The organism is Candidatus Accumulibacter vicinus (genome assembly GCF_000584955.1).
Classification (GTDB): Bacteria; Pseudomonadota; Gammaproteobacteria; order Burkholderiales; family Rhodocyclaceae; genus Accumulibacter; species Accumulibacter vicinus.
The window spans coordinates 138,292-163,721 of the sequence record NZ_JDSS02000021.1 but is presented as its reverse complement, the minus strand read 5'-3'; the positions used below and the strand labels follow the sequence as shown (position 1 = coordinate 163,721).

General features: G+C 59.8%; 25 protein-coding genes. 6 read left to right on the top strand and 19 right to left on the bottom strand.

Going from position 1 to position 25,430, the window contains the following annotated elements; genetic code table 11:
* Positions 1–27: 27 nt before the first annotated feature.
* Entirely contained in the window at positions 28–780 is a 753-nt protein-coding gene (gene cysE / locus CAPSK01_RS09565; RefSeq protein ID WP_034925748.1) for a serine O-acetyltransferase, read from the bottom strand.
* A gap of 58 nt (positions 781–838) precedes the next feature.
* Entirely contained in the window at positions 839–1,660 is an 822-nt protein-coding gene (locus CAPSK01_RS09560) for an RNA methyltransferase (RefSeq protein WP_034925746.1), read from the bottom strand.
* Between the two features lie 70 nt (positions 1,661–1,730).
* Here CAPSK01_RS09560 and CAPSK01_RS09555 point away from each other — a divergent pair, with 70 nt between their 5' ends.
* On the top strand, positions 1,731–2,540 hold the full coding sequence (locus tag CAPSK01_RS09555) for an inositol monophosphatase family protein (protein ID WP_034925744.1): 810 nt from the start codon (positions 1,731–1,733) through the stop codon (positions 2,538–2,540).
* 46 nt (positions 2,541–2,586) lie between these two features.
* Here CAPSK01_RS09555 and CAPSK01_RS09550 read toward each other — a convergent pair whose 3' ends face one another.
* The 3 genes from CAPSK01_RS09550 to CAPSK01_RS22520 are packed head-to-tail and all read right to left on the bottom strand — an operon-like array spanning position 2,587 to position 5,580.
* Positions 2,587–3,399, bottom strand: coding sequence for an endonuclease/exonuclease/phosphatase family protein (locus CAPSK01_RS09550; protein WP_034925740.1), 813 nt, complete (start codon positions 3,397–3,399; stop codon positions 2,587–2,589).
* Positions 3,400–3,430: 31 nt separating this feature from the next.
* Positions 3,431–4,885 carry a hypothetical protein gene (locus CAPSK01_RS09545; protein ID WP_273703421.1) on the bottom strand — a complete coding sequence of 485 codons (1,455 nt, stop codon included), beginning with the start codon at positions 4,883–4,885 and terminating at the stop codon, positions 3,431–3,433.
* The gene (locus CAPSK01_RS22520; RefSeq protein WP_273703420.1) at positions 4,882–5,580 is read right to left on the bottom strand and encodes an SRPBCC family protein; all 699 of its coding nucleotides are present in this window, start codon (positions 5,578–5,580) and stop codon (positions 4,882–4,884) included. Before CAPSK01_RS22520 ends, CAPSK01_RS09545 begins: the two co-directional genes overlap by 4 nt.
* A 19-nt stretch (positions 5,581–5,599) precedes the next feature.
* Here CAPSK01_RS22520 and CAPSK01_RS09535 point away from each other — a divergent pair, with 19 nt between their 5' ends.
* Complete coding sequence (locus CAPSK01_RS09535; RefSeq protein ID WP_034925738.1) at positions 5,600–6,232, top strand: MBL fold metallo-hydrolase; 633 nt, start codon at positions 5,600–5,602, stop codon at positions 6,230–6,232.
* A gap of 42 nt (positions 6,233–6,274) precedes the next feature.
* Here the strand turns inward: CAPSK01_RS09535 and lpdA are convergent, their stop codons facing one another.
* The 10 genes from lpdA to CAPSK01_RS09485 form a co-directional block, all read right to left on the bottom strand.
* Complete coding sequence (gene lpdA, locus CAPSK01_RS09530) at positions 6,275–7,711, bottom strand: dihydrolipoyl dehydrogenase (protein ID WP_034925735.1); 1,437 nt, start codon at positions 7,709–7,711, stop codon at positions 6,275–6,277.
* 85 nt (positions 7,712–7,796) lie between these two features.
* Positions 7,797–9,050: a 2-oxoglutarate dehydrogenase complex dihydrolipoyllysine-residue succinyltransferase gene (odhB, locus tag CAPSK01_RS09525; RefSeq protein WP_034925733.1), complete on the bottom strand. Its 1,254-nt coding sequence runs from the start codon at positions 9,048–9,050 to the stop codon at positions 7,797–7,799.
* 12 nt (positions 9,051–9,062) lie between these two features.
* Positions 9,063–11,903, bottom strand: a complete 2,841-nt coding sequence (locus CAPSK01_RS09520; protein WP_034925730.1) for a 2-oxoglutarate dehydrogenase E1 component — start codon at positions 11,901–11,903, stop codon at positions 9,063–9,065.
* A 110-nt stretch (positions 11,904–12,013) separates the two neighbouring features.
* Complete coding sequence (gene gltA, locus CAPSK01_RS09515) at positions 12,014–13,309, bottom strand: citrate synthase (protein ID WP_034925728.1); 1,296 nt, start codon at positions 13,307–13,309, stop codon at positions 12,014–12,016.
* 71 nt (positions 13,310–13,380) lie between these two features.
* A complete protein-coding gene (locus CAPSK01_RS09510; RefSeq protein WP_034925726.1) occupies positions 13,381–13,635 on the bottom strand; it encodes a succinate dehydrogenase assembly factor 2 in 255 nt (84 codons plus the stop codon).
* On the bottom strand, positions 13,635–14,348 hold the full coding sequence (locus CAPSK01_RS09505; RefSeq protein WP_034925723.1) for a succinate dehydrogenase iron-sulfur subunit: 714 nt from the start codon (positions 14,346–14,348) through the stop codon (positions 13,635–13,637). Before CAPSK01_RS09505 ends, CAPSK01_RS09510 begins: the two co-directional genes overlap by 1 nt.
* A 23-nt stretch (positions 14,349–14,371) precedes the next feature.
* A complete protein-coding gene (gene sdhA, locus CAPSK01_RS09500; RefSeq protein WP_034925721.1) occupies positions 14,372–16,156 on the bottom strand; it encodes a succinate dehydrogenase flavoprotein subunit in 1,785 nt (594 codons plus the stop codon).
* Complete coding sequence (gene sdhD, locus CAPSK01_RS09495) at positions 16,157–16,504, bottom strand: succinate dehydrogenase, hydrophobic membrane anchor protein (RefSeq protein ID WP_034925718.1); 348 nt, start codon at positions 16,502–16,504, stop codon at positions 16,157–16,159. It lies immediately after the preceding gene.
* Positions 16,498–16,890: a succinate dehydrogenase, cytochrome b556 subunit gene (gene sdhC, locus CAPSK01_RS09490; protein WP_034926011.1), complete on the bottom strand. Its 393-nt coding sequence runs from the start codon at positions 16,888–16,890 to the stop codon at positions 16,498–16,500. The genes sdhD and sdhC overlap by 7 nt, the downstream gene beginning before the upstream one ends.
* 121 nt (positions 16,891–17,011) lie before the next feature.
* A complete protein-coding gene (locus CAPSK01_RS09485) occupies positions 17,012–17,749 on the bottom strand; it encodes a GntR family transcriptional regulator (RefSeq protein ID WP_034925716.1) in 738 nt (245 codons plus the stop codon).
* Between the two features lie 217 nt (positions 17,750–17,966).
* Here CAPSK01_RS09485 and CAPSK01_RS09480 point away from each other — a divergent pair, with 217 nt between their 5' ends.
* The 3 genes from CAPSK01_RS09480 (at position 17,967) to CAPSK01_RS09470 (ending at position 20,635) form a co-directional block, all read left to right on the top strand.
* Positions 17,967–18,953 carry a malate dehydrogenase gene (locus tag CAPSK01_RS09480; protein WP_034925713.1) on the top strand — a complete coding sequence of 329 codons (987 nt, stop codon included), beginning with the start codon at positions 17,967–17,969 and terminating at the stop codon, positions 18,951–18,953.
* 363 nt (positions 18,954–19,316) lie between these two features.
* Positions 19,317–19,685 (top strand): nucleotide pyrophosphohydrolase, encoded by a 369-nt coding sequence (locus CAPSK01_RS09475; RefSeq protein WP_034925710.1) that lies wholly within the window; start codon positions 19,317–19,319, stop codon positions 19,683–19,685.
* 152 nt (positions 19,686–19,837) lie between these two features.
* Complete coding sequence (locus CAPSK01_RS09470) at positions 19,838–20,635, top strand: DUF2189 domain-containing protein (RefSeq protein WP_034925708.1); 798 nt, start codon at positions 19,838–19,840, stop codon at positions 20,633–20,635.
* Between the two features lie 20 nt (positions 20,636–20,655).
* Here the strand turns inward: CAPSK01_RS09470 and CAPSK01_RS09465 are convergent, their stop codons facing one another.
* On the bottom strand, positions 20,656–21,516 hold the full coding sequence (locus CAPSK01_RS09465; RefSeq protein WP_034925705.1) for an amino acid ABC transporter substrate-binding protein: 861 nt from the start codon (positions 21,514–21,516) through the stop codon (positions 20,656–20,658).
* 180 nt (positions 21,517–21,696) lie between these two features.
* Here CAPSK01_RS09465 and CAPSK01_RS09460 point away from each other — a divergent pair, with 180 nt between their 5' ends.
* Entirely contained in the window at positions 21,697–22,689 is a 993-nt protein-coding gene (locus CAPSK01_RS09460; protein WP_273703419.1) for a DUF3616 domain-containing protein, read from the top strand.
* Between the two features lie 45 nt (positions 22,690–22,734).
* Here CAPSK01_RS09460 and CAPSK01_RS09455 read toward each other — a convergent pair whose 3' ends face one another.
* The 3 genes from CAPSK01_RS09455 to rfaD are packed head-to-tail and all read right to left on the bottom strand — an operon-like array spanning position 22,735 to position 25,421.
* Complete coding sequence (locus CAPSK01_RS09455) at positions 22,735–23,520, bottom strand: 3'-5' exonuclease (RefSeq protein WP_034925703.1); 786 nt, start codon at positions 23,518–23,520, stop codon at positions 22,735–22,737.
* Positions 23,521–23,524: 4 nt separating this feature from the next.
* Positions 23,525–24,424 (bottom strand): cysteine synthase CysM, encoded by a 900-nt coding sequence (cysM, locus tag CAPSK01_RS09450; protein ID WP_034925700.1) that lies wholly within the window; start codon positions 24,422–24,424, stop codon positions 23,525–23,527.
* Positions 24,417–25,421 (bottom strand): ADP-glyceromanno-heptose 6-epimerase, encoded by a 1,005-nt coding sequence (gene rfaD / locus CAPSK01_RS09445; protein WP_034925698.1) that lies wholly within the window; start codon positions 25,419–25,421, stop codon positions 24,417–24,419. The genes cysM and rfaD overlap by 8 nt, the downstream gene beginning before the upstream one ends.
* Positions 25,422–25,430 lie beyond the last annotated feature (9 nt).

The window sequence follows — 25,430 nt, the reverse complement described above, 5'->3', positions numbered from 1 at the left end:
TATTAGACTATAGTGACAACTCAGCAATTAGTCAACTATTTTACTCAAGTATTGAGGGTCGAAATGGTCAGTCGTGACCAGCTCGTCCTTGAGCTCGACGCCGGCCTCGTCGAGTTTCCTGAGCAGCAGTTCAAAACGCCGGTCAACCTCGACCGCATGGTCGAGAAGTCCATGAATCGCCTTGGCCAGCGGGTCATCCTGATCACCAGCCAGGGCATAGGCCGAGAAACCCAGCTGCCCGGCCATCTGCTCACGCTTCTCGGCCTGCACGCTGTCGATGATGCGCGCCGGATTGCCCACCGCAGTGGCTCCTGGCGGTACGTTCTTGATTACCACCGCATTCGAACCGACCTTGGCCGACGCACCGATGGTGATCGGTCCGAGCACCTTGGCGCCGGCACCGATGACCACTCCATTTTCCAGCGTCGGATGCCGCCGGCCCTTGTTCCATGAAGTCCCGCCGAGGGTGACGCCGTGGTAGAGCGTGACATCGTCGCCAATGATGGCGGTCTCGCCGATCACCACTCCCATCCCGTGATCGATGAACAGACGCCGCCCGATCGTCGCACCGGGATGGATTTCAATACCGGTGAAGAAACGACCGAGGTGCGAGACCGCGCGACCCAGCCAGCGCAGTTGATGCCTCCACAACCAGTGCGCCAGACGATGTGAGGCCATCGCATGCACACCGGGATAACAGGTCAGCACCTCCCAGAAAGTACGGGCAGCAGGGTCACGATCGAATACCGATTGAATGTCTTCTCGCAGGTGGCTGAACATGAAAGAAAATCCTTCAGCGAAAATCCTTGTGGGAAGTAGTTCATTATACAATACCCAACTATTCTGATCCACTATCATCTACGGTGTCGCTTGTACCGCTGCTCATCCTGCCATCTTTGGCGACCGGCCTTTCGACCGCGTCAAGCAGTCCGCGCAGAATGTTGATCTCGTCGCGTTCGAGCTCGACACGTCCGAACAGGCGACGCAGCTTGGGAAGCAGCCGCCGTGGTCGCAGCGGGTCGAGAAAACCGCTGCTCACCATGACCCGTTCAAGATGCTCGAAAAACCGCTGCACATCCTGGTGGCTCGCCGGTGGCGAAGCAAATGGCACCGCTTTGCTGAGTACCGGTGGATAGCCGTCGAAAGCCGCCAGGCGCAACTCATAACACAGCAGTTGCACCGCTGCAGCCAGATTGAGTGAGGTGTACTCTGGGTTCGCGGGGATGAAGACCGTACGCTGACAGCGCTGTACCTCGGCATTCGACAGCCCGGCAGTCTCGTTGCCAAACAATAGTGCCACCTCGCCCTCGTCGGCCCTGGCGAGAATCTCTGCCGCGGCCGAGCGCGCCGGCAGTGGCGGTGGCCCGAGGTTGCGCTGCCGCGCCGAGATTGCGCAGGTAAATACACAATCGGCCAGCGCTGCATCAATGCTCGTATACACCTCCGCCGTCACGAGAAGGCCCCCGGCCCCGGCGGCACGGGCCAGCGCCTGGTCATCGGGAAAGTGCTTCGGATTGACCAGCAGCAGGCGCGACAGACCCATCGTCTTCATTGCGCGCGCGGCGGCACCGATGTTGCCGGGATGGCTGGTATGCGACAGGACGACGCGAACCCGGTCGAGCAGCGAGTTCGAAGATTGAGACCTGGCAGGCCGGTTCATATTAGAATCGGGATTCTCCCACAGCAATCGGGCCGCACACGCCGCCCGCCGGGTTCTTCAAAAGTCATCCATGCATCCAGCGCTCAACATCCTCATCAAGGCGGCTCGCCGCGCCAGCCAGATCATCAATCGTGCCTCACTGGATCTCGAGCACCTGCAGGTCGCCACCAAACGTCAGAGCGATTTCGTCACGGAAGTGGATAAAGCCGCCGAAGTGGCGATTATCGAAGTGCTGCGCGAAGCGTATCCAGAATACGGCATTCTAGCAGAAGAGTCCGGTCAGACCGCCGGTAGCACCGGCACCAGCGAGTATCAGTGGATCATCGACCCGCTTGACGGCACCACCAATTTCATCCACGGTCTTCCACAATACGCGGTCTCGATTGCGCTCGCTCATCGCGGTCAGATCACCCAGTCGGTGGTATATGACACGGTCAGGAACGAGATGTTCACTGCCAGCAAGGGCGCTGGCGCCTTCCTCAACGAACGCCGCATCCGTGTCAGCAAGTGCCTCAGACTCGAAGATGCGTTGATTGGCACCGGCTTCCCTTACCGCATCTACGATCACATCGACGCTTACCTGGCGATCTTCAAGGAACTGGCGCGAAAAACTGCCGGCCTCCGCCGCCCCGGCGCTGCTTCCCTCGATCTGGCCTACGTGGCCTGCGGACGTTTCGACGGCTTCTGGGAATTCGGCCTGTCGCCCTGGGACATCGCCGGTGGCGCGCTGTTGATTTCCGAAGCCGGCGGCCTGATCAGTGATCTCGCAGGCAACGAAAGCTACCTGCAAACCGGCAACCTGGTCGCTGGTACGCCGAAGATCTTTGCCCAATTGTTGCAGGTGATCGACAATCATCGGACGGCGGGGTTGACGGCGTGAATAGTGAATAGGCCGAAGAACCGTTGACGGCGGTGATGGCCTGCCGTCAGAGTTCGAGTTCCGCAATCAGCGGCGCGTGATCCGAGCAGCGAGCCCAGGACAGTCCCTTGGGGACCTGCATTTCGAGTATCTGGAAGCCGCGCACGTAGATGCGATCCAGTGTCAGCCAAGGGGCAAAACTCGGAAAGGTGCGTGCCACGCCAGCCTGCGTATCACTGGCGGTGCGCCAGGGCAGCAACCAGTCGAGAACGCCGCGGTCGGGGATTGCCGACGCGGCTGCCTCGCCCACTTCATCGACACCCAACCGGTCGCGCAGCAGACTATCGACTCGCTGTTGCCAGTCGTTGAAGTCGCCGGCAATGATCAGCGGCGCCTTGGCGGGTACTTCGCGCTGCACGAAATCCGCCAGAAAAGTGGCCTGCCGCAGGCGGCTGCGCTTGATCAGGCCGAAATGGACGCAGATCAGGTGCACCTCACGGCCCTTGCCCCGGCCGAAGCGCACCACGGCGTGCAGCAGGCCGCGCTTTTCAAGGATATGGTCGGAGATGTCGTGGTTGGTGAAGTCGACAATCCGATGGCGCGAGAGGATGGCATTCCCGTGATGGCCATGCGGATAAACCGCATTCATGCCGTAGGCGCGGTGTGCGTAAGCGCCAGTGGCCAGAAAATCGAGCTGGGTACCCGATAATGGGTAGCCAGGCTGACGGACCAGCCGTTCATTGCGGTCCTGCACCTCCTGCAGGAAAACGATGTCGGCATCGATGGCGTCGAGCGCCATGCGTACGTCGTGGATGCGTGGCCGCCCGCGGATACCGGTGACGCCCTTGTGGATGTTGTAGGTAGCAACCCGGAGCCTCATGGCAGGGTCTGGCAGGTGGCTGGCTGAGGCTTCACGGCAAACGTTCGAAGTAGCGATCGATCAGGGTCGGATCGTCGAAATGGCGGCGCCCGACGAAAGCCGTCGCATGCCGCCCCCATTGCCGCATCTGCCCGGCGCTGATCACCCCCATCGGCCAGAAGTAGAAGCGTTCGCGCCGCTCGCTGCCGGCAATCAGCCCATCCGGAGTAAAAGCGCTGCGGTTGCCGCCGTCAGGTAAGGGTAGCGCACGCAGCTCGTCGTCGTCGCGCAGCACGAGTGCGACGCTGCGATCCTGTCTCGCAACGTCGATTTCAACCCGCTGCAGATAGTGCGTGCCAGCTGCGAGTTTCAGCACGACGCGCTCGTGCGTCGCCGGCGAGCGGAGCGTTTGGGGGGAAAACAGGTTTTCATCGATGCTCTCGGTTTGCGGTCGCGCCCGTACCTGCTGGGTCGGTATGAACAGATGATAGCAGCCACAGGGATGAATCGTGTCATAGACCAGGGGAGTGCCGTCCTCGGCCAGGGTGACGCGCCACATCAGGCCATCGAGCCGCCCGGCCAGGACGTCGTAGGCATGCACCGGTGGGCGTGCCGGAAACCATGCAGTGTATATCAGTTGTAGCGACCAGCGCCCACTGAAGCGTGCGTGGCTGGTGCGCACGTACAGCACCGGCTGGTCGAGGGCAACACCGATCCGCAGCCGGCCATCAGAATCGATCCGCCAGACCAGTGCGCCGGGGTAATCGGCGTCGCTCGCCGTGGCAATGTCGAGTTGCGGGGCGTGGCGAAGGATCAGGCTGTTCAGTGTCTGTCGGGAGAGCACTGGCAGGCCAAGTTCGGGCAACTCAAGCAGCGCTGGCATGGCGGTCAGGGATTCACTGACGGTGTAGCGCCGACGCATGGCGGCAAACGGGTCAGTCGCGGCCTGTGCGGCAAACTCCGCCAGCGTGTCGCGCTGCCAGTTCCGGATGCCGGCAGCGAAAGCGTAGCGTGTCAGCGGATAGAGACCCAGCGCACGCATCCCGGTCGAGTAGTCGTCGGGCACCTGGACTGCTTCGAGCAACGCCGGCAGCTCGTGCTGATCGGCCCATGCCAGCAGTTGCCGGCAAGCGGTCAGCGCGTCGGCCAAGGCAGTAGCGTCGTGACTGGCATTGCCAAGTTCGATGCGCCGCGCGGCGGCATCCAGCACCGCCAGCGCAGCGCTCCAGGCCTGTGCCTGCGGCGCGGTCAAGTCGCTCTGCGCTGCCATCTGGGCGAGAACACGATCGACCCGCCGGTAGGGAAAACCTGGTACACGCGGCGCTTGTGCATCACGTGTGCCTGCCTCGTCGATCAGTCGGTCGCTTACCTGGAAAAGTCGCGCGCAATCCCCTAAGGCGTCGTCCTGCTGCAGACGCTGCGCGACCGGCGCGTATCCATAGGGGTCCGGACTTGCACAGCCGGCGAGCAGGCCGCAGCACAGAGCGATGGCGAGACCGTTCGTCATTCGGCAGGCTCCGCAGCGACCAGTAGCGCCTGTCGCCTCTCGATCTCGCGCAGCATCGCCTCGAACTGCGCGCGCATCGTGGCTCGCACGGCGGCAATGCCGAACAGCGGGCCGATCACCGGGGGGAGCGGCCGCGTCAGTTCGAACTGCGCGTCGTAGTCCAGCCGCACCCCGGCACGTTGCGCCAAGCGGATTGCGCTCAGCGTGTAACGGCCGCTGAAGCTGCGCAGCGTCGGCTCACCCGCGTCCAGGGGATTCGCATCCATGCGCGCCAGCACCATCGTATAGGGAAGGTGCTGAACCGCCAGGCGGACCCGTACCGGCAGGTCGATAAAGAATACCGAGAACACGCCGACCTGCTCGATAATGAGCTGGTTTCCTGCACGCGCGAGAACGCGTGCGCGCGTCACTCCAGGAATGAACTCGCGCAGGCGCTCATAGTCGGTCAGCGCTTCCCAAACCACGCGCTGATCGGCGACCAACTGCGCGCTGGCTCGCACGCTGTAGATTTCACCGTCGAGCGACACCTCGATGCGGGCCGTTGCGCCACCGGCTGCATCGCTCTGCGCCAGGGCATCGGACGCAATCATCAGTGACATCAGAGCCACCAGCACGCCCTGCGAGAAGCTGCGTGCGGCTGGACGCAGCGGTGCAGCGAGTGGTCGTCTGGTATACTGCACAGTCTTGGCAGACATTCCCCTACGACCGTCGAACATGAAATATCAGATCATCCCGGTGACCCCTTTCGAGCAGAACTGCAGCCTGCTCTGGTGCGAGCAAACCAGGCGCGGTGCCGTCGTCGATCCGGGTGGTGATGTATCGCGCATCCTGCGCGCAGTTTCGGCCAACGGCGTCGAGCTGGAGAAGATTCTCGTCACGCACGGTCATATCGACCACGCTGGCGCCGTAGCTGATCTGGCGGATCGTTTGTCCCTGCCGATCGAAGGACCGCAGCGCGAAGACCAGTTCTGGATTGACGGCATGCCGGTACAGAGCAGGATGTTCGGCTTTGCCAACGTGCGGGCCTTTACGCCTGACCGCTGGCTCGTCCAGGGCGACAAGGTATCGTTCGGCAAGGTCGAAATGGACGTCCTGCATTGTCCTGGCCATACGCCTGGGCACGTGGTTTTCTTCAACCAACCGGGCCGCTTGGCGATCGTTGGCGACGTACTGTTCCAGGGCTCGATTGGCCGTACCGATTTTCCGAAAGGCGATTTCAATACGCTGATTTCTTCGATCCGCAATCGGCTCTGGCCGCTCGGTGACGATGTCGTCTTCATTCCTGGTCACGGACCGATGTCCACTTTCGGAGCCGAGAGACGCAGCAATCCTTTCTGCGGAGACTAACGATCAGTTCTCCGGACGCTGGACCATCCTCTCGTTCAGTTCCTAGAAGTGCAGCGGCCGCTTGTCGCAAGCCAGTGCAGCTTCGTGGACCACCTCCGACAATGTCGGATGCGCATGGCAAATGCGCGCCAGATCCTCGGCGGCAGCGCCGAACTCCATCGCCACGACACCCTCCGAGATCAGCTCGGAAGCATTCGCGCCGATGATATGGACACCGAGGATGCGGTCGGTCGTGGCGCAGGCAAGCATCTTGACGAAGCCGCTCGGGTCGCCCATGCCAAGCGCACGACCGTTCGCGGCAAACGGAATCTTGCCGGCTTTGTAGGCGACACCTTCAGCCTTCAATTGCTGTTCGGTCTTGCCCACCCAGGCGATCTCCGGACTGGTGTAAATCACCCATGGGACAGTCTCGTGATTACAATGCCCGGACTGACCAGCCATGATCTCGGCGACCATGACACCCTCCTCCATTGCCTTGTGCGCCAGCATCGGGCCGGCGACGACATCACCCACTGCCCACACGCCGGGAAGATTGGTACGGCATTGGGCATCGACTTCGATCTGGCCTCGCTCGGTCAGTTTTAGACCCACCTTGTCGGCATCCAGGCCATCCGTGTTGGGGATGCGTCCGATCGAGACAATCAGTCGATCGGCATCGAGTTTCTGCTCGCTGCCGTCCCTGCCGGTATAGTCGATCGAAACCCCTTTCTGGGAAATCTTGACATCACCGATTTCGATTCCGGTAATGATCTTCAGACCCTGTTTGGCAAAAATCTTGGCGGCTTCCTTGGCCACGTCAATATCGGTGACCGAAAGAAATTCCGGTAGCGCTTCAAGGATGGTCACTTCGGCACCCAGGCGACGCCAGACACTGCCCATCTCAAGGCCGATGACGCCAGCACCGATGACCGCGAGCCTCTTCGGAACAGCATTGAGGTCGAGCGCACCGATGTTATCGCAAACAATCTCGTTATCGACCGGTACTCCGGGCAGATGACGGGCCTTGGAACCGGTAGCCACGATTATCTGCCTAGCCTCGACCAGGGTGTCACCTACCCTGATCTGCCAGAGCCCGCTTTCAGCCGAGTCCTTGCGCCCGACAAATGCACCGTGCCCATTGAGCAGGGTAACCTTGTTTTTCTTGAAGAGGCCCTTGATGCCGCTGGTCAGCTGTTTGACGATACCATCCTTGCGACCGATCATCCTGGCCACATCGATGGCCGGCGTACCGACACAGATCCCCTGATCAGCAAAGCTGTGCCCGCTCTCCTCAAAGAGGTGCGAGGTATGCAGCAGCGCTTTCGAAGGAATGCAACCAACGTTCAGGCAGGTACCGCCAAGACGCGGTTCTCCCTTGGGATCGGCATAGGCATTCGATTCACAGCAGGCGACATTGAAACCAAGCTGTGCGGCCCGAATGGCGGCAATGTAGCCACCCGGGCCACCACCGATAACGAGAATGTCAAATTGTTTGGACATGATTGATTCCCTTTCTAATGGTCATGACTTCTCAAGACACTCCCGATTCATGATCCGTGATGATCCGTGCCTCGGTGGCGAGAGGTTAAACGCCGAGCAGCAGGCGTGTTGGATCCTCCAGTGCTTCCTTCATGGTCACCAGACCGAGTACCGCCTCGCGACCGTCGATAATGCGATGATCGTATGACATTGCCAGATAGTTGATCGGACGGATCACTACTTGGCCATTTTCGACCACTGGCCGGTCCTTGGTCGCATGAATGCCGAGGATGGCCGACTGGGGCGGATTGATGATCGGTGTCGACAACATCGAACCGAAGACACCGCCATTGGAAATCGAGAAGGTTCCGCCAGTCAGATCTTCCATCGACAGCTTGCCGTCCTTGGCCTTGCTGCCGAACTCGCCGATTTTCTTCTCGATGTCGGCAATAGTCATCTGGTCAGCGTCGCGCAGGATCGGCACCACCAGACCGCGCGGACTGCCCACGGCAATACCGATATCCATGTAGCCATGGTATACGATGTCGTTGCCATCGACTGAGGCGTTGATCACCGGGAATTTTTGCAGCGCAGCGACGGCGGCCTTGACGAAGAAGCCCATGAAGCCCAGGCGAACGCCGTGTACCTTTTCGAAGCGATCACCATATTGCTTGCGTAGCGCCATGATCGGGCCCATGTTCACCTCATTGAAGGTGGTCAGGATCGCATTGGTCGCCTGCGACTGCAACAGGCGCTCGGCAACTCGGGCACGCAGACGTGACATCGGTACGCGCTGCTCAGGCCGATCGCCAAGCGGCACCGTCACGCTCGGTGCCGGTGCCAGACCCGAAACCGGGCTGGCCATCGGCACAGCGACCGGGCCTGCAGCCGCTGCCGCTTTCACCACCGGCGCCTGGGCGGCCAGGGCATCCCCCTTGGTTACCCGGCCGCCACGACCCGTACCCGCGACACTGCTGGTGGCAATCCCTTTCTCTTCCAGGATCTTGCGTGCCGCCGGCAAAGCGACACCAGTAGCTGTCACCGGAGCCGTCGCCACGGCCTCAGTCTTGGCCGGTACCACCCTGGTCGCGGGCGTTGCCACCGCGACTGCGCCAGCCTGAGCAGCCGTATCGATGCGCGCAATCACCTCTCCCGCAACCACAGTCTCCCCGTCAGTCTTGACAATTTCAACCAGCACACCACCATCCGGTGCCGGCAGCTCAAGGACGACCTTGTCGGTCTCGATGTCGATCAGGTTTTCATCCCTCGTGACGGCTTCGCCGGCCTTCTTGTGCCAGGTGACCAAGGTCGCTTCGGCAACTGACTCGGAAAGCTGTGGAACTTTGACGTCGATGATCATGTTCTCTCCGTTCTAGGGCAATTTGTAGTACTCGATCTCACCGAAGGCGGAGTCGATCAGAGCCTTTTGTTGGGCGTTGTGCTTGCTTTGGTAGCCAACCGCCGGGGACGCGGAGGCTGGACGGGAAACCAGCAACAAATGCTGCTTGTCGCTGAGCGAGCGCGACAGGTGCTGACGCGAGGCAATCCAGTACCAGGCACCCTGATTGCGCGGCTCATCCTGACACCAGACAACCTCCGTGGCTTTCGGGTACTTGGCCAGTTCTTCCTGGAAAGACTCTTGCGGAAAGGGATAGAGTTGCTCGAGTCGGGCAATCGCAACATGCGAGATCTTCCGCTCGTGCCGTGCAGCCGCCAGTTCGTAGTAGATCTTGCCGGAGCAGAAGATCACTCGGGTAACCTTCTTGGCAATGATCGGTTCGACTTCTCCGATCACGCGCTGGAATTCTCCTTCGCTCAACTCCTCCAGCGTCGAGGTCGCATCCTTGTGGCGAAGCAGCGATTTCGGCGAGAAAACGATCAACGGTTTGCGCTGGCTACGCAGTGCTTGCCGGCGCAGCATGTGAAAGACCTGCGCTGGTGTCGATGGCTGGCAAACTTCCATGTTCATCTCGGCACAGAGCTGCATGTAACGCTCGATGCGTGCCGAAGAATGCTCCGGACCCTGTCCTTCGTAACCATGGGGCAGCAGCAGAACCAAGCCACTGGCCCGCCCCCACTTGGCTTCTCCGGCAGCGATGAACTGGTCGATGACCACTTGCGCACCGTTGGCGAAGTCCCCGAATTGCGCCTCCCAGACCACCAACTCGTGCGGATTGGCCGTCGAGTAGCCATACTCGAAGGCCAGCACCGCCTCCTCCGAGAGCACCGAGTCGAAGCATTGGAAACCACCCTGCCGTTCCTGCAAGTTGGCCAGCGGGTAATAGGTTCCATGATCCCAGTGCTCACGATTCTGGTCGTGCAGCGCGGCGTGTCGGTGAAAGAAAGTGCTGCGGCCAACGTCTTCGCCGGAAATACGAACGCCGTAGCCAGAAACCAGCAGCGAGGCGTAGGCCAGATTCTCGGCCATTCCCCAGTCGACCGGGAGCTTGCCTTCGCCCATCTGGCGACGGTCCTCGATGATCTTCTGAACGCGGCTGTGCAACGTGAAGTTCGGCGGAATGGTCGCCAATCGCCCGGACAGGCGCTGCAGTTCGCCGACCGGCACCTTGGTATCACAATTTTCGATGTATTTCGGCGAGACGAACGGTGTCCAGTCGATGGTCATCGGGTGCTTGTAACCGGCGAGGACCGGGTTATACAACAGTTCGCCACGATCGAGGTGGGCACGGTAATCCGCGATGATCTCGTCCGGGCCCTCGGCGTGCAGCACGCCTTCGGCAACCAGCTTGTCCGCGTAGAGCTTGCGCGTGCCGGGATGCTGCTGGATCTTCTTGTACATCAGCGGCTGTGTGACCATGGGCTCATCCTGCTCGTTGTGACCGAGCTTGCGGTAGCAGACGATGTCGACCACGACATCCTTCTTGAAGGTCTTGCGGAATTCAACGGCCAGGCTGGTGACCAGCGCCACCGCCTCCGGGTCATCCCCATTGACATGAAAGATGGGCGCTTCGGCCATCTTGAAGATGTCGGTGCAGTACAGCGACGAACGATAATCGCGCGGGTCGGAGGTGGTGAAGCCAATCTGGTTATTGACGACGATATGAACCGTACCGCCGACACCGTAACCGCGCGTCTGCGCGAAGTTGAGCATTTCCTGGTTAACGCCCTGGCCAGCAACGGCCGCATCCCCATGGATGAGCACCGCGAGCACCTTGTCATTGCCGCTCTCGCCGCGACGACGCTGACGCGAGTACACCGAACCGACGACGACCGGGTTCACGATTTCAAGATGCGACGGGTTGAACGCCAGCGTCAGATGGCAGGGGCCGCCCGGAGTGGACACGTCGGACGAGTAACCCATGTGGTACTTGACATCACCCGCGCTCAGATCCTGCGCCTTCCGGCCTTCGAATTCGTCAAACAACATCGACGGGGCCTTGCCCAGCGTATTGACCAGCACGTTGAGGCGACCGCGGTGGGCCATACCGACGACGATCTCATCGACCCCCCCGGCACCGGCGACACGAATCAGTTCATCCATGGCCACGATCGTCGATTCGCCTCCTTCGAGCGAGAAGCGTTTCTGCCCGACATAACGGGTATGCAGATAACGCTCGAGCGTCTCGGCTGCAGTCAGACGTTCAAGCATCCGTTTTCTCTGCTCGGCGGTATAGTTCGGCTTCGAATGGATGCGCTCGAGGCGATCCTGAATCCAGCGCTTCTCGGCCACCGTACTGATATACATATACTCGACGCCAATCGATCCGCAATAGGTCGCTTTCAAGGCATCGTAGATCTGGCCAAAGGTGGCATGGTCCGGCGTTCCCTTGAACGATCCGGCATTGAACACCGTATTCAGGTCGGCATCGGAAAGGCCATAATAGGCGGGATCGAGTTGTGGCACGTCCGGACGCGGCGTTCGTTTCAGTGGGTCCAGGTTGGCCCAGCGGTCGCCAATGAAACGATACGAGGTGATCATCTGGAGAACGCTGACCTGTTTCCTGTCATCTACTGGCGTGACTGCCGCAGCGCGGTAGCCCCCCTTTCTGGCCAGTTCGGCAAACGCATTGATCACGGGCAAATGCGGAACATCGCGGGCCACGTAACCCGGCAATTGCGCCAGCTTGTCGAAATACTCGCGCCATTGCTCGGAGACAGAGCCAGGATTGTCGAGATAGTTTTCGTACAACTCCTCGACAAAGGGTGCGTTGCCGCCAAAGAGTAGGGAGTTACCAAAAAGCTGATTCATCATGGCAGTTACCTGTCGTCACCGTTCTGGTTCGAATTGAGAAAACCTGTGGCGGGGAGACCACAGCATGAAAAAGGGCGGCTACTGCCGGCCGCCCCTTTGAATCGATCAGCCTAGCGCTGGTCGACGGCAATGACGTCGCGCCTGGTTGGGCCGACATAGAGCTGGCGTGGACGCCCGATCTTGTACTCCGGATCGTTGATCATCTCTTCCCATTGTGTCATCCACCCGACCGTACGTGCCAGTGCGAAGATGCAGGTGAACATGGTGGTCGGAATGCCGAGCGCCTTTTGCACGATCCCCGAGTAGAAATCGACGTTGGGATAGAGCTTCTTCTCGATGAAGTAGTCGTCCTCGAGAGCGATCTTCTCAAGTTCCAGCGCCAGCTTGAACAAACGATCGTTCTCCAGACCGAGTTCCTGCAGCACATCGCTGCAGACCTTGCGCATCAGCTTGGCGCGCGGATCAAAATTCTTGTAGACACGGTGACCAAAGCCCATCAGCTTGAATTCGTCGTTCTTGTCCTTGGCGCGGGCAATGTAGCGGCCAACTCGCGAGACATCGTGGATTTCCTCGAGCATCTGCAGGCAGGCCTCGTTGGCACCGCCGTGTGCCGGGCCCCAGAGGCAGGCGATCCCCGCCGAGATGCAGGCATACGGGTTGGCACCGGAAGATCCCGACAGACGAACCGTCGAAGTCGATGCATTCTGCTCGTGATCGGCATGCAAGGTGAAAATGGTGTCCAGGGCGTGCACCAGCACCGGATTCGGCTTGTACTCCTCGCAGGGCGTGCCGAACATCATGTGCATGAAGTTGGCGGTGTAATCGAGGTCGTTGCGCGGGTAAATGAACGGCTCGCCGACGTGATACTTGTAGGCCATGGCAATGATTGTCGGGAGTTTGGCGACGATCCGGTTGAAACTGATGTTCTGGTGTTCAAGATCGGAGAAATTCTCGGCTTCATGGTAAAACGCCGACAAGGCGCCCACGACCCCCACCAGGACGGCCATCGGATGCGCATCACGACGGAAGCCCTGGTAAAACTTCACCAGCTGCTCGTGCACCATCGTGTGTACCTTGATGTTCTTCTCGAAGTTGGTTTTCTGAATAGCCGTCGGCAGTTCGCCGTTCCACAACAGATAGGCCACCTCGAGGAAGTTGCATTGCTCGGCCAGTTGCTCGATCGGATAACCCCGATAGAGGAGTTCGCCCTTGTCGCCATCGATGAACGTGATCTTCGACCGGCAACTTGCTGTCGACAAGTAGCCGGAATCGTAGGTGAAATGACCGGTCTTGCCCAGCAGGGTACGAATGTCGATACAATCATTGCCATGCGTAGGCGTCATGATTGGAAATTCGACGGGCGCCTGCCCCTCGATGGTCAAAGTTGCTTTACGTTCGATCGTCATTTATTTATCCCCGTTCAGGTGTTGAGGTCACAGCTACGAACAGGAAACCGCCAGACTGTATGGCGACTTCCTTACTTAACTCTTACGTTGCGCAACAACGCCACGACTTCGGCCTGGACCGCATCTGTGCACTCGCGGCTACCATTGATCAGCGGCCAGAGTTCCAGGTCCTCCATGTCAGCCAGAGTGACAAATGCGTCCACCTGTTCGGGGTCCAGCGTCGGGAAGATCCGGTCAAGAAACTCCCCGAGCAAGAGGTCCATTTCCAGCATTGCACGTCGCGTGCAACGCCAGCGCAGGCGGTTGAGGTTTTCTCTGTCCCCCATCAGACCGCACGACGAACCATCAATTCCTTGATCTTGCCAATCGCCCGCGTCGGATTCAGACCTTTCGGGCAGACATCGACACAGTTCATGATGCTATGGCAGCGGAACAGACGATAGGGATCCTCAAGATCATCGAGGCGCTCGTTGGTCGCCTGGTCACGGGTATCGGCGATGAAACGGTAGGCGTTCAGCAGACCGGCAGGACCGACAAACTTGTCCGGGTTCCACCAGAAAGAGGGGCACGAGGTCGAACAGCAGGCACACAGGATGCACTCGTATAGACCATTGAGTTCTTCACGTTCTTCTGGCGACTGGAGTCGCTCGCGTTCAGGACGGGGACCCTCATTGATCAGGTAAGGCTTGATCGAGTGATACTGTTTGAAGAATTGGGTCATGTCGACGATCAGGTCGCGAATCACCGGCAGGCCCGGCAGCGGTCGCAAGACGACCGGCTGCTTGAGATCCTTGATCTCGGTCAGGCAGGCCAGGCCGTTCTTGCCATTGATGTTCATCGCATCCGATCCGCAAATGCCTTCTCGACACGAGCGACGATAGGACAGCGTGTCATCCTTCGCCTTCAGCCGGGTCAGGATGTCGAGCAACTTGCGGTCGATGGAAAAATCGACTTCGACCGAGATATCCTGCATGTAGGGCGCGGCGTCCTTGTCGGGATCGTAGCGGTAAATTTTGAACTGCATGGTACTGGTGGTCATGACATTGACTCCTTGGCGCACGATCAATAGGAACGCGTCTTCAGCGCGATGGATTCGACAGACAGAGGCTTCATGATCACCGGCTTGTAATCGAGACGATTACCGTCGCGGTGCCATAGTGTGTGCTTGTGCCAGTGGATGTCGTCGCGCCCGTTCGGATTCGCTGCAGTATCCGGCGCATCGTCACGGACATGGGCACCACGCGACTCCTTGCGCGCCTCCGCCGAAATCATCGTCGCCTTGGCCACTTCGATCAGATTGTCCAGTTCCAGGGCCTCAACTCGTGCCGTATTCCACACCTGGGACTTGTCCTTGATCTCGGTTCGCGCGACCGCCTTCTCGATATCGAGGATCTTCGCGACCCCCTCGGCCAGCATCTCCTTGAAGCGGAAAACGCCACAGTGTTTTTGCATCGTACGCTGCAGTTCGAGACGCGTCGCATTGACGTCGGCCCCGCCGGTCTGCGTGTCGAGACGGTGCAGACGTGCCATCGTGCGATCCGCGAAATTCTCCGGCAGTTCCTTGAGACCGATGGCCCCGGACTTGAGATCGTCGATGACCGAATCGCCGGATGATTTGCCGAATACCAGCAGGTCCAGCAGTGAGTTGGTTCCCAGCCGGTTGGCGCCGTGCACCGAAGCACAGGCGACCTCACCGGCGGCGTAGAAGCCCTTGACCGGCGTCCCGTCATCGGCGACGACCTGGCCCTTGTAGTTGGTCGGCACACCTCCCATCTGGTAATGACAGGTCGGCACCACCGGGATCGGCGCCTTGATCGGATCGATGCCGGCAAACTGGATTGAAATCTCGCGAATTCCCGGCAGGCGCTTCATGATCGTCGCCGGATCGAGGTGGGTGATGTCGAGCAGCACAAAATCCTTGTTTGGCCCGCAACCTCGGCCCTCATTGATTTCCGTCACCATGGCACGCGACACCACGTCGCGAGAAGCCAGATCCTTGGCATTCGGCGCATAACGCTCCATGAAGCGTTCATTGGTCGAATTACGCAGGATGCCACCTTCGCCGCGCACTCCCTCGGTAATCAGCACGCCCGCGCCAGCGACGCCGGTCGGGTGGAACTGCCAGAACTCCATGTCCTCCAGTGCAATGCCGGCGCGCGCCGCCATGCCCAGACCGTCACCGGTGTTGATGAAGGCGTTGGTCGATGAATAGAAAATCCGGCCAGCACCTCCGGTGGCAAAGACGGTGGCCTTGGTGTGGAAAGCGACGACTTCACCCGTTTCCATTTCAAGGGCGATGACGCCAAGCACCTGCCCGGAATCATCACGGATCAGGTCGAGCGCCATCCATTCGACGAAGAACTGCGTATTGGCGCGTACGTTGCGCTGATAGAGCGCGTGCAGCATGGCGTGACCCGTGCGGTCTGCCGCGGCGCAGGCGCGGCGAACCGGTTTCTCGCCAAAGTTCGACATATGTCCGCCGAAGGGACGCTGGTAGATCTTGCCCTCATCGGTGCGGTCGAAAGGCATGCCGAAGTGCTCGAGTTCGACGACGACCTCGGGTGCCATGCGGCACATGTATTCGATCGCATCCTGGTCACCAAGCCAGTCAGAGCCCTTGACGGTATCGTACATGTGCCAGTGCCAGTGATCCTCCTCGGAATTGCCGAGCGAGGCCGATACCCCTCCTTGCGCCGCCACGGTGTGCGAACGGGTGGGAAAGACCTTTGACAACACGGCTGTCTTCAGACCAGCCTCGGAAAGCTGGATCGCCGCCCGCAGGCCGGAACCGCCGGCCCCAACGATGACCGCATCGAACTTACGTACCGGAACGATTAGCTTGCTCACTTACATTCTCCACAGGATCTGAACCGCCCAGCCGGCATATCCGACCAGCACCGTAGCTGTCGCAATCATCATCAGCAGACGCAAGCCATCGGGCTTGACGTAATCCATCCAGATGTCCCTGACACCAATCCAGGCATGGTAGAAGACACTGACAAAGAACAGAAATGTGGCGAATTTCATGAAGCCGTTGGCGAAGATGGCGCGCCAGGCCTCGAAGGAATCGGGCCCGACGGCACCGACCACGACCAGGAAAATGACCGTGTAAACCGCCATGATGATTGCTGTGGCACGCTGGATGAGCCAGTCCTTGAGGCCATAGTGAGCCCCGACGAGAATACGATTTACCATAGCACTTTAGCTCCGACGATCAGGGTCAGCGCAATGCTGACCGCGAAAACGACCTTGCTCGACAGACGTGCCGCCTCAAGTTCGATCCCTTTGTGCAGATCGAGCAGCAGATAGCGGATGCCGGCGCAGAAGTGGTGCATGTAGAACCAGATCAGACCGAGCAGAACAATTTTGACCAGGGGATGGGCGACGACCCCCCTGACGCTGGCGAAGGTTTCCGAAGAGGTGAGACTGCTCTGGAACAGCCAGAGCAGAAATGGCAACAGCAGGAACAGTCCTGCCCCGCTGATGCGGTGAATGATTGAAAGGATACCCGGAAGGGGTAGCCTGATAGTGGGCAAATCCAAATTCTTTGGACGCTTCTTCTTGATCGCCATCTCTGCCATGAACGTCATCCCTCATATGATTAGCTGGCCGAATGTACGCCACCCGACCCCCTTCGAAACCACGCTGGATTATAAACCATCCAGGCGTGCCTGACTCACCCAAAAAGCCTGTTCCGAGTCCTCAGCCCAGTTCATTGTGATAATGATAGTTGCGTGTCGAATAGAAACCCCGCCGCCATTCGACGGGCTTGTGGCCATAGGTGAAAGTCACCCTCTCGACCAGCAGCAGCGGACTTCCCTCGGCTACCTGCAGCCACTCGGCACTGACCCGGTCAGCCGCAACGGCGCGCAGCCGTTCGTCGGCACGGATCATGCGGACGCCATAACGCGTCTCGAACAGGCTGTACAGCGACTCGCCTGATCTGAGCACCTCAAGTGACAGATCGGGAAAGAGTTCGCTCGGGAGATAGATCTCGTCGAAGACCACCGGCTCGTCCCCCAATTTCAACAGGCGACGAAGAATCGTAATGGGCGCACCCGTCTCGATGGCCAGAATGCGCGCGACATCGGCACCGGCCTTGGCGCGCCAGCATTCGAGCGGGATGCTCTGGGAGATCTGCAACTCTCCTTGATTGGGGAGCAGGCGAAGAAAGCGGAAAAACGAACCTGGATCCTTGTGAGTGGCGACGAAAGTCCCCTTGCCTTGCTGGCGTACCAGGAGATTCTCGGCAGCCATTTCATCAATGGCCTTGCGCACCGTCCCCTGGCTCACGCCGAAACGGCTGGCCAGTTCGGACTCACTCGGGATGGAGTCCCCCGGACCCCACTCACCCGACTCCAGATTGTGCAGGATCAGTTCCTTGATCTGCCGATACAACGGACTGAATGTGGGAGGATGCAATGACGATGACCGGCTCATGGACAGTCATTTCAGCATAATTTGACGCTCGCGTCCATCCCGCTCAAACCATTCATATCTTATATAAGACATAAGATAGATTTGACACCTGCGGATCATAGATCTTATGATCCGTCCGATTTGCCGCCCCCGCAGCAAACGGCTTGCGGGGGCAACGCCGATCGTTTTCTGCTCACGCTGCCTACTTTACGTCATCACTAACAACAGGAGCCGCATCATGTCCAAAGTCCCCATGCGCGTCGCGGTCACCGGCGCCGCCGGTCAAATTGGTTATAGCCTGCTTTTCCGGATTGCCTCCGGCGAAATGCTCGGCAAGGATCAACCGGTCATCCTCCAACTACTCGACCTGCCGCAAGCTCAAAAAGCCTGCCAGGGCGTGATGATGGAACTCGAAGACTGTGCCTTCCCGCTACTCGCCGGCATGCTCGCTACCGACGATCCGACCCTTGCTTTCAAGGATGCAGATGTCTGCCTGCTGGTTGGCGCACGTCCACGTGGTCCGGGAATGGAGCGCGCCGACCTGCTGACGGCCAATGGGGCGATCTTTACCGTGCAGGGCAAGGCCATTGCCGAGCAGGCCAGCGAGGACGTCCGCGTTCTCGTTGTTGGCAACCCCTGCAATACCAATGCCCTGATTGCTGGTGCCGCCGCCAGGAAAGTCGGCCGCACCAATCCGGATAACTACCATGGCATGCTGCGCCTCGATCACAACCGTGCCCTCTCGCAACTCGCCGCAAAAACCGGCCGACCGGTAGCGAGCTTCAAACAGCTCGTCGTGTGGGGCAATCATTCGCCAACGATGTACGCCGATTACCGCAATTGCACCTCTGACGGCGACAACGTCAAGGCGCTGATCAATGACCCGGTGTGGAACAATGATGTGTTCCTGCCGACCGTCGGCAAGCGCGGTGCCGCGATCATCGACGCGCGTGGTCTCTCCTCGGCCGCTTCTGCAGCCAACGCGGCCATCGACCACATGCGCGACTGGGTACTCGGTTCCGACGAATGGGTGACCATGGGCGTTCCTTCCGATGGCTCCTATGACATCCCGGCCGGTATCGTTTTCGGTTTCCCGTGCGAATGCAAAGGCGGTTCGTTCAAGATCATCCAAGGAATCGAAATCGACGCGTACTCGCGCGAGAAGATGAACAAGACACTCAAGGAACTGACCGACGAAGCGGATGCTGTCAAGGACATGCTCTAAGCAGGTCATCAGCAGTCGCTGCGAACTTTCAGCCGCGGGAGTCCGCGGCTTTTTTTTCCCCAGAAGTACTTGCCAATCCAGTATGAGCCTGAAGTCTAGAGCGTACCGCAACGAGGCGGGTCCGCCAACGTGCGGACGCTATCGGGCTTAAGGGGCGTTGGATTTCTTTTCCTTCCCTACTTATTTTCCTTCTAGAATGACTGTTTCGCAAAACCTGCAAACAACCCTCATGCGCTACTCCACAGAGAACCTCTTCACAGGCGTGAAACCGTTTCCTCTGTTACGGGGAGTTGCCCGCATGCACGCAGACAACCCGCATGCGCCTACTGGAGGAAGCAAAACCGCGCTTCTTCACCTGAAGCCATGAGTCTGCCGACGCTGACCGCGGCAATCCTCGAATTTCGCGATCAACGCAACTGGGCGCAGTTCCACAGTTTGCGCAACTTGATCGTCTCGCTGAATCTTGAAGCCAGCGAGTTGCTCGAACTGACGCAGTGGAAGAGTGACACCGAGATGGCTGCAATCGCAGGCAGCGCCAGCGTGCAGGAAGCCCTGCGCGACGAATGTGCCGACGTCCTGATTTACCTGTTGTTGATTGCCGAAAATGCCGGCATCGACCTTGAAGAAGCCGCACGCGCCAAACTCGTGAAGAACGCGATCAAGTATCCGATTGCACGCAGTTACGGATCGAACCGGAAGTATTCAGATCAAACAGGGCTTGAACATGCTTAGAAAATCGAGTGATTCTCTCACGGTCATGACACCTCCATTGAACACCCGCAAGGAGGAGCAATCATGAACCAATATTTTTCTCCGACATCCGTCGGTAAGTTCTCCCTGGCGATCTGCAACCGGTACTCGGCCGAGAATGGCCAACCCTGCCGATGAGCAACACACCAGACCCGACCGGGAGCCGCTTCCCGACCATCCGCCAGACCCAGGCCAGCGCCGTTCTCGGCTGGGTGCAGGCAGGCTGGAATGACTACCGCCAGAGTGGGTTTGCCAGCCTGTTCTACGGGGTCTGTTTTGCCTTCGGCGGCTGGTTGCTGCAGGCAGTTTTTGCTCATGCCTTCGCACTTTTCGCGGGGCTGACGACCGGCTTCCTGCTATTTGGCCCCTTTCTGACATTCGGGCTCTACGATCTGAGTCGACGTATCGAAATTGGCGAACCACCCCGATTGGCCCCGACCCTCGTCGCCTGGCGCTCGAATCTGGCCAATATCGGGGTGTTTGCCGCACTGCTGGCGGTGGTCCTGCTGATCTGGGCACGCGCGTCAATCATTGTCTTTGCGCTTTTCTTCGCCGGTGGATTGCCCAGCTTCGCTGATGTCGTGCGCACCGTCCTGACGTTCGAACAACTCGACTTTGCATTCGCCTACTTTGCCGTCGGGGGGTTCTTCGCCTGCTTCGTCTTCGCGATCAGCGTCATCGCCCTGCCCATGATGCTCGACCGCAAGACCGATGCGGTTACAGCGGCGCTTGCCAGCCTCTTCGCCTGCGCTCGCAACCCCGGCCCGATGCTGCTCTGGGCCACCTGCATCGCGATCCTCGCCGCCATCGGTTTCACAACGCTGTTTCTCGGGCTGATTGTGACCATGCCCCTGGTCGGGCATGCGAGCTGGCACGTCTACCGCGAAGTCGTGGCTGACGAGGAGAAGAACGAGCAGATCGACCCGCGCTGAACGGTCACAGCCTGACCCGGCTACTCCGGCAAACCGTTCAGAAAGTACAGACTCTCCAGCCGCGGCCCCGGTCTGCCGAGCATGCCGAACCAGCGATCATGGATCGCGTAGATCTCGCGGTTGCGGCTGAGGCGAGCAAGTTCACGGTTCACTGCCAGGCGGAAGGCTGCATCATTGCGGCGCATCATCAAGGCATAAGGCTCGTAGGAAAAGGTCTCGGGACCGATCGACCAGTCATTCTGGCTGCCTGAATCGAGGGCGAGTCCGATCAGCAACGATCGGTCCGAGGCGTAGGCCTCGACCTTTCCCTGCAGCATCGCCGCGATCCCCTGCGAGTGATCGCCGACCTTGACCAGCTCGGCAGCGACCTTGTACTGCAGCAGTGCCGCGGCAATCGTCCGCTCGCTGGTCGTTCCGGCGGCGACGGCAACCCGCTTGCCGGCCAGGTCTTCGAAGCGCCGGATTCCGGCGGCCCGGCGCGACAGATAAGTGCCGCCGTCGATGAAGGTCAGCAGACTGAAATCGACTTCCTCCATCCTTGCCAGCGTACTGGTGGTTGAACCACATTCGAGGTCGATCGCGCCCGACTTCAATTTGGCGATCCGCGTTTCCGGCGTCACCGGGATCCACTGCAGATGCAGCTCGTCGAGCTCCAGTTGCTTGACGATTGCCGCCGCCACCCTGGTACACAGGTCGACCGAATAGCCCCAGGGCTGATTGTCATCGCCAGTGTAAGAGAAGGGTACCGAGTTCTCCCGGTAACCGAGAGCAATGGTCTTTGACGCCTTGATCTTGTCGAGCGTCCCCGCTGCCTGCGCCGGTACGACCAAGCCCAGGAGCACAGTCGTTGCCACCCACAGAACCCAATGATGCAACTGCATGCAATTCCTCCCAGTGGTGATGACGAAGATCGCCTTCTCGAATGATCAAAGCCGTGAAGCCGTGATTCTGATCGATGGACGGCGATTTGAAAATCGTTATTACCCGGGTTCTGCGGCACACACCCTGCCCCTATAACAGGACTATACTGTGGCCCCGTGCCTGCCAGAAGATCGCTGCTCATGAACAACTACCCGATATCTGTCACCGCCCTGCTTCTGAACACGCTCCTGGTGGTTGCACCCGTCCATGCAGAAGAGACGCGCTACCTTGGCCTCTGCGATGCTTCCGCTGCCGTCGCGCTCGGCGCAAGGCACTTCGTCGTCGCGGACGACGATCGTCATGTCCTGACCATCTACCAACGCGGCAAACCCGAAGCCGTGGCCTGCGTCGAGCTGCTCGGCAACAGCGGCGAGTGCCTGCCCAAGGCCAAGGCCAAGGCCACGAAATCGGACATCGAGGGTGCCGCGCGCATCGGCGACAGGATATACTGGATTTCCTCGCACGCCCGCAATCAGGACGGCGAGATCAAGGTGCAGCGGCGGCAGTTCTTTGCCACCGACGTGCTCGCAAGTGCTCCCTCACCAACGGTCAGCGCAGCCACCCCGCCCTACACCCGGCTTGTCGAGGACATCGCCGCCGAACCAAGGTTTGCAGTCCTCGGCTCGGCCAGCAAGCAGGCGATCGATCCCGAAATGCCGGGCGGCCTGAACATCGAAGGTCTCGCCGCGACCCCGGATGGGCAACTCCTGATCGGCTTCCGCAATCCCTTGTCCGCACGCAAGGAAGCGCTGCTGCTGCCACTGAGAAATCCGGCGGCAGTGATCGATCAGGCAGCCAAGCCGGTCTTTGGCGATCTGATTGCGCTCGATCTCGGCGAGCGAGGGATTCGCAGCATCGATTTCGTCAATTCCCGTTTCGCGATCATCGCCGGCCCCTTGGGTGACAAGAAGAGCGGCAAGGGTTTCGCCCTCTATACCTGGTCGGGCAAGGCAGCCGATTCGCCGCAGCGGGTCAAGAAGATCGACTTCTCTGGCATGCACCCGGAAGCGCTCTTCGCGGCGGCCGGGAAAAACGAGATCTATGTGCTCAGCGACGACGGCAACCAGTGCAAGGACACCAAGCCAGGCGAGAAATCATTTCGTGGCTTTTCCTTGACTTTGCCTGATCTCTGAGCAGGCCCGCTGATAGCGAAAAGCTGGCGCCAGCGGACGGCCACGCTACTGCCAGGCGGCCAGGAATTCCCGCCAGTGCGGTTTGTCGATCCGCGCCAGTTCAGCACGTATGAAGGCCATCTCGTTTTCGTATCCGGCACGCGCAATCTCACCGCGCATGCGGCGAAAGCACACGGAAACCAGGTAGGTGTTGAGTGCGTCGGTCTCGCAGTAATCGCGGATTTCAGCGTTTCGGCCCGCCTGCCATGCGCCCCACACCTTGCTGCCATCCATGCCGAGCTTGCCGGGAAAGCCGATCAGCCTGGCCAGCTCGTCGAGCGGCACGCTGGCGCGCGGCTGATACATCGCCAGCAGGTCCATCAGGTCCAGGTGGCGCGTGTGATAGCGGCTGATGTAGTTGTTCCATTTGAATTCACGGCTGTCGGAGTAGTCGCCGTCACCGAGGTCCCAATATCGCGGCGCGACCACCCCGTGCATCAGGCCGCGATAGTGCAACACCGGCAGGTCAAAACCACTGCCGTTCCAGGACACGATCTGCGGCGTGAACTTTTCGATGCCGTCGAAGAAGCGTTGAATGATTTCGGCTTCGCCCTGCTCGGGTTCAGCCAGCGACCACACACGAAAATCCTTGCCGACCCTGAGAACGCAGGAGATCACCGCGACGCGTTGCAGGTGCAGCGGCAGGAAGTCGTTGCCGCTGCTAGCGCGGCGCTGCTGAAAGGCGAGTTCGGCGACCTCGTCGTCGGAAAGCGCCGCGTCGAGGCCATGCAGGCGGCGCAAGCCCCCGACGTCCGGAATGGTTTCAATGTCAAAGGCGAGAACCGGCTTCATGCGTTCAAGCGGGAAAGACCCCGGTCGACAGATAGCGGTCCCCACGATCGCAAACGATGCTGACGATCATCGCATTCTCGACTTCGCTGGCGACCCGCAAGGCGACGACCAACGCGCCACCCGACGAGATGCCGGCGAAAATCCCTTCTTCGCGTGCCAGGCGGCGGGTCATTTCTTCTGCCTCGCCCTGCCCGACCGATTCGACGCGATCGACACGCGAGCGGTCGAAGATCTTCGGCAGATAGGCTTCCGGCCACTTGCGGATGCCGGGGATCTGCGAACCGTCCTCGGGCTGGCAGCCGACGATGCAGATGCCGGGGTTCTGTTCCTTGAGGTAGCGTGACACCCCCATGATCGTTCCGGTGGTGCCCATGCTGCTCACGAAATGGGTGATTCGCCCCGCAGTCTGGCGCCACAGCTCGGGACCGGTACCTTCGTAGTGTGCCAGCGGGTTGTCCGGGTTGGCAAACTGATCAAGGATGATGCCGCGGCCTTCGTTGCGCAGGCTCTCGGCAACGTCACGCGCCAATTCCATGCCGCCATCCCTGGGCACCAGCACCAGTTCGGCGCCAAAAGCGCGCATCGTCTGCCGGCGTTCGATGCTCTGATTTTCCGGCATCACCAGAATCATCCGATAGCCGCGCACCGCCGCCGCCATGGCCAGGGCGATGCCGGTATTGCCCGAAGTGGCCTCGATCAGGGTGTCCCCCGGTTTGATGTCGCCACGCTGTTCGGCGCGTGCAATCATCGACAGCGCCGGCCGATCCTTGACCGAGCCGGCCGGATTGTTGCCTTCCAGCTTGGCCAGAACGAGATTACCGCGAGCGTCGTTGGCGGTGCCCGGTATACGCTGCAGACGCACCAGCGGCGTTTCGCCGACGTACTCTTCAAGGGTCTTATGCATGCTCGTTCAGCCAGTTAACGTATTGCGCAACGCCTTCCTCGACACTGGCAAACGGGGCCTCATAACCCGCCTTGCGCAGCCTGGTGAGGTCGGCTTCGGTGAAACTCTGGTACTTGCCCTTGAGATCCGCCGGAAACGGGATGTATTCGATCAGCCCTTGCTGCACCAGTTCGGCGAGCGGCAGCGCTGCCTCGCCAAACAAGGCCCGGCAACCATTGACGCTGGCCATCGCCAGGTCGTTGAAAGGCTGTGCGCGACCGCTGCCGACGTTGAAAATCCCCGATTTCTCCGGATGATCGAGGAAAAACAGGTTGACGTGCGTGACATCGCCGACATGCACGAAATCGCGTCGCTGTTCGCCATCGGCATAGCCATCGCAGCCTTCGAAAAGCTTGACCTTACCCTGACTGCGGAACTGCTGAAAATGATGGAAGGCGACCGAGGCCATGCGCCCCTTGTGCGACTCGCGCGGACCATAGACGTTGAAATAGCGGAAGCCGACGACCTGCGAGTGGGACGGACCGGCGACGGCAAGGCGTTGCCGGACCACCTGGTCGAACAGGAACTTCGAATAGCCGTAGACGTTCAGCGGTGCCTCGTGCGCTCGCTCTTCCCGGAAAACGCTGCCGCCGCCGTAAGTTGCCGCGCTCGATGCGTAGAGCAGCGGTACTTCCTGATCAAGACACCAGTCGAGAAGATCCAGCGAGTAACGGTAATTGTTCTCCATCATGTAGCGGCCATCGCTCTCCAGGGTATCGGAACATGCCCCCTGGTGGAGAATGGCATCGATGTCACCGTCAAAGTCGCCGGCCAGCAAGCGGCTGAGGAATTTCTGTTTGTCGATGTAATCGGCGATGTCGCAATCGACGAGGTTACGAAACTTGTCGGCCCGGCTCAGATTGTCGACGGCAATGATCCTGCGCATGCCGCGCTCGTTGAGCGCCTTGACGAGATTGGAACCAATGAAGCCGGCTGCGCCGGTAACGATGGTATACATGGATTGACC

What these genes read in the sequence shown, in the direction of transcription:
- cysE (WP_034925748.1), bottom strand. Translation starts at nt 780, where the DNA reads ATGTTCAGCCACCTGCGAGAAGACATTCAATCGGTATTCGATCGTGAC.
- CAPSK01_RS09560 (WP_034925746.1), bottom strand. Translation starts at nt 1,660, where the DNA reads ATGAACCGGCCTGCCAGGTCTCAATCTTCGAACTCGCTGCTCGACCGG.
- CAPSK01_RS09555 (WP_034925744.1), top strand. Translation starts at nt 1,731, where the DNA reads ATGCATCCAGCGCTCAACATCCTCATCAAGGCGGCTCGCCGCGCCAGC.
- CAPSK01_RS09550 (WP_034925740.1), bottom strand. Translation starts at nt 3,399, where the DNA reads ATGAGGCTCCGGGTTGCTACCTACAACATCCACAAGGGCGTCACCGGT.
- CAPSK01_RS09545 (WP_273703421.1), bottom strand. Translation starts at nt 4,885, where the DNA reads ATGACGAACGGTCTCGCCATCGCTCTGTGCTGCGGCCTGCTCGCCGGC.
- CAPSK01_RS22520 (WP_273703420.1), bottom strand. Translation starts at nt 5,580, where the DNA reads ATGTCTGCCAAGACTGTGCAGTATACCAGACGACCACTCGCTGCACCG.
- CAPSK01_RS09535 (WP_034925738.1), top strand. Translation starts at nt 5,600, where the DNA reads ATGAAATATCAGATCATCCCGGTGACCCCTTTCGAGCAGAACTGCAGC.
- lpdA (WP_034925735.1), bottom strand. Translation starts at nt 7,711, where the DNA reads ATGTCCAAACAATTTGACATTCTCGTTATCGGTGGTGGCCCGGGTGGC.
- odhB (WP_034925733.1), bottom strand. Translation starts at nt 9,050, where the DNA reads ATGATCATCGACGTCAAAGTTCCACAGCTTTCCGAGTCAGTTGCCGAA.
- CAPSK01_RS09520 (WP_034925730.1), bottom strand. Translation starts at nt 11,903, where the DNA reads ATGATGAATCAGCTTTTTGGTAACTCCCTACTCTTTGGCGGCAACGCA.
- gltA (WP_034925728.1), bottom strand. Translation starts at nt 13,309, where the DNA reads ATGACGATCGAACGTAAAGCAACTTTGACCATCGAGGGGCAGGCGCCC.
- CAPSK01_RS09510 (WP_034925726.1), bottom strand. Translation starts at nt 13,635, where the DNA reads ATGGGGGACAGAGAAAACCTCAACCGCCTGCGCTGGCGTTGCACGCGA.
- CAPSK01_RS09505 (WP_034925723.1), bottom strand. Translation starts at nt 14,348, where the DNA reads ATGACCACCAGTACCATGCAGTTCAAAATTTACCGCTACGATCCCGAC.
- sdhD (WP_034925718.1), bottom strand. Translation starts at nt 16,504, where the DNA reads ATGGTAAATCGTATTCTCGTCGGGGCTCACTATGGCCTCAAGGACTGG.
- sdhC (WP_034926011.1), bottom strand. Translation starts at nt 16,890, where the DNA reads ATGGCAGAGATGGCGATCAAGAAGAAGCGTCCAAAGAATTTGGATTTG.
- CAPSK01_RS09485 (WP_034925716.1), bottom strand. Translation starts at nt 17,749, where the DNA reads ATGAGCCGGTCATCGTCATTGCATCCTCCCACATTCAGTCCGTTGTAT.
- CAPSK01_RS09480 (WP_034925713.1), top strand. Translation starts at nt 17,967, where the DNA reads ATGTCCAAAGTCCCCATGCGCGTCGCGGTCACCGGCGCCGCCGGTCAA.
- CAPSK01_RS09475 (WP_034925710.1), top strand. Translation starts at nt 19,317, where the DNA reads ATGAGTCTGCCGACGCTGACCGCGGCAATCCTCGAATTTCGCGATCAA.
- CAPSK01_RS09470 (WP_034925708.1), top strand. Translation starts at nt 19,838, where the DNA reads ATGAGCAACACACCAGACCCGACCGGGAGCCGCTTCCCGACCATCCGC.
- CAPSK01_RS09465 (WP_034925705.1), bottom strand. Translation starts at nt 21,516, where the DNA reads ATGCAGTTGCATCATTGGGTTCTGTGGGTGGCAACGACTGTGCTCCTG.
- CAPSK01_RS09460 (WP_273703419.1), top strand. Translation starts at nt 21,697, where the DNA reads ATGAACAACTACCCGATATCTGTCACCGCCCTGCTTCTGAACACGCTC.
- CAPSK01_RS09455 (WP_034925703.1), bottom strand. Translation starts at nt 23,520, where the DNA reads ATGAAGCCGGTTCTCGCCTTTGACATTGAAACCATTCCGGACGTCGGG.
- cysM (WP_034925700.1), bottom strand. Translation starts at nt 24,424, where the DNA reads ATGCATAAGACCCTTGAAGAGTACGTCGGCGAAACGCCGCTGGTGCGT.
- rfaD (WP_034925698.1), bottom strand. Translation starts at nt 25,421, where the DNA reads ATGTATACCATCGTTACCGGCGCAGCCGGCTTCATTGGTTCCAATCTC.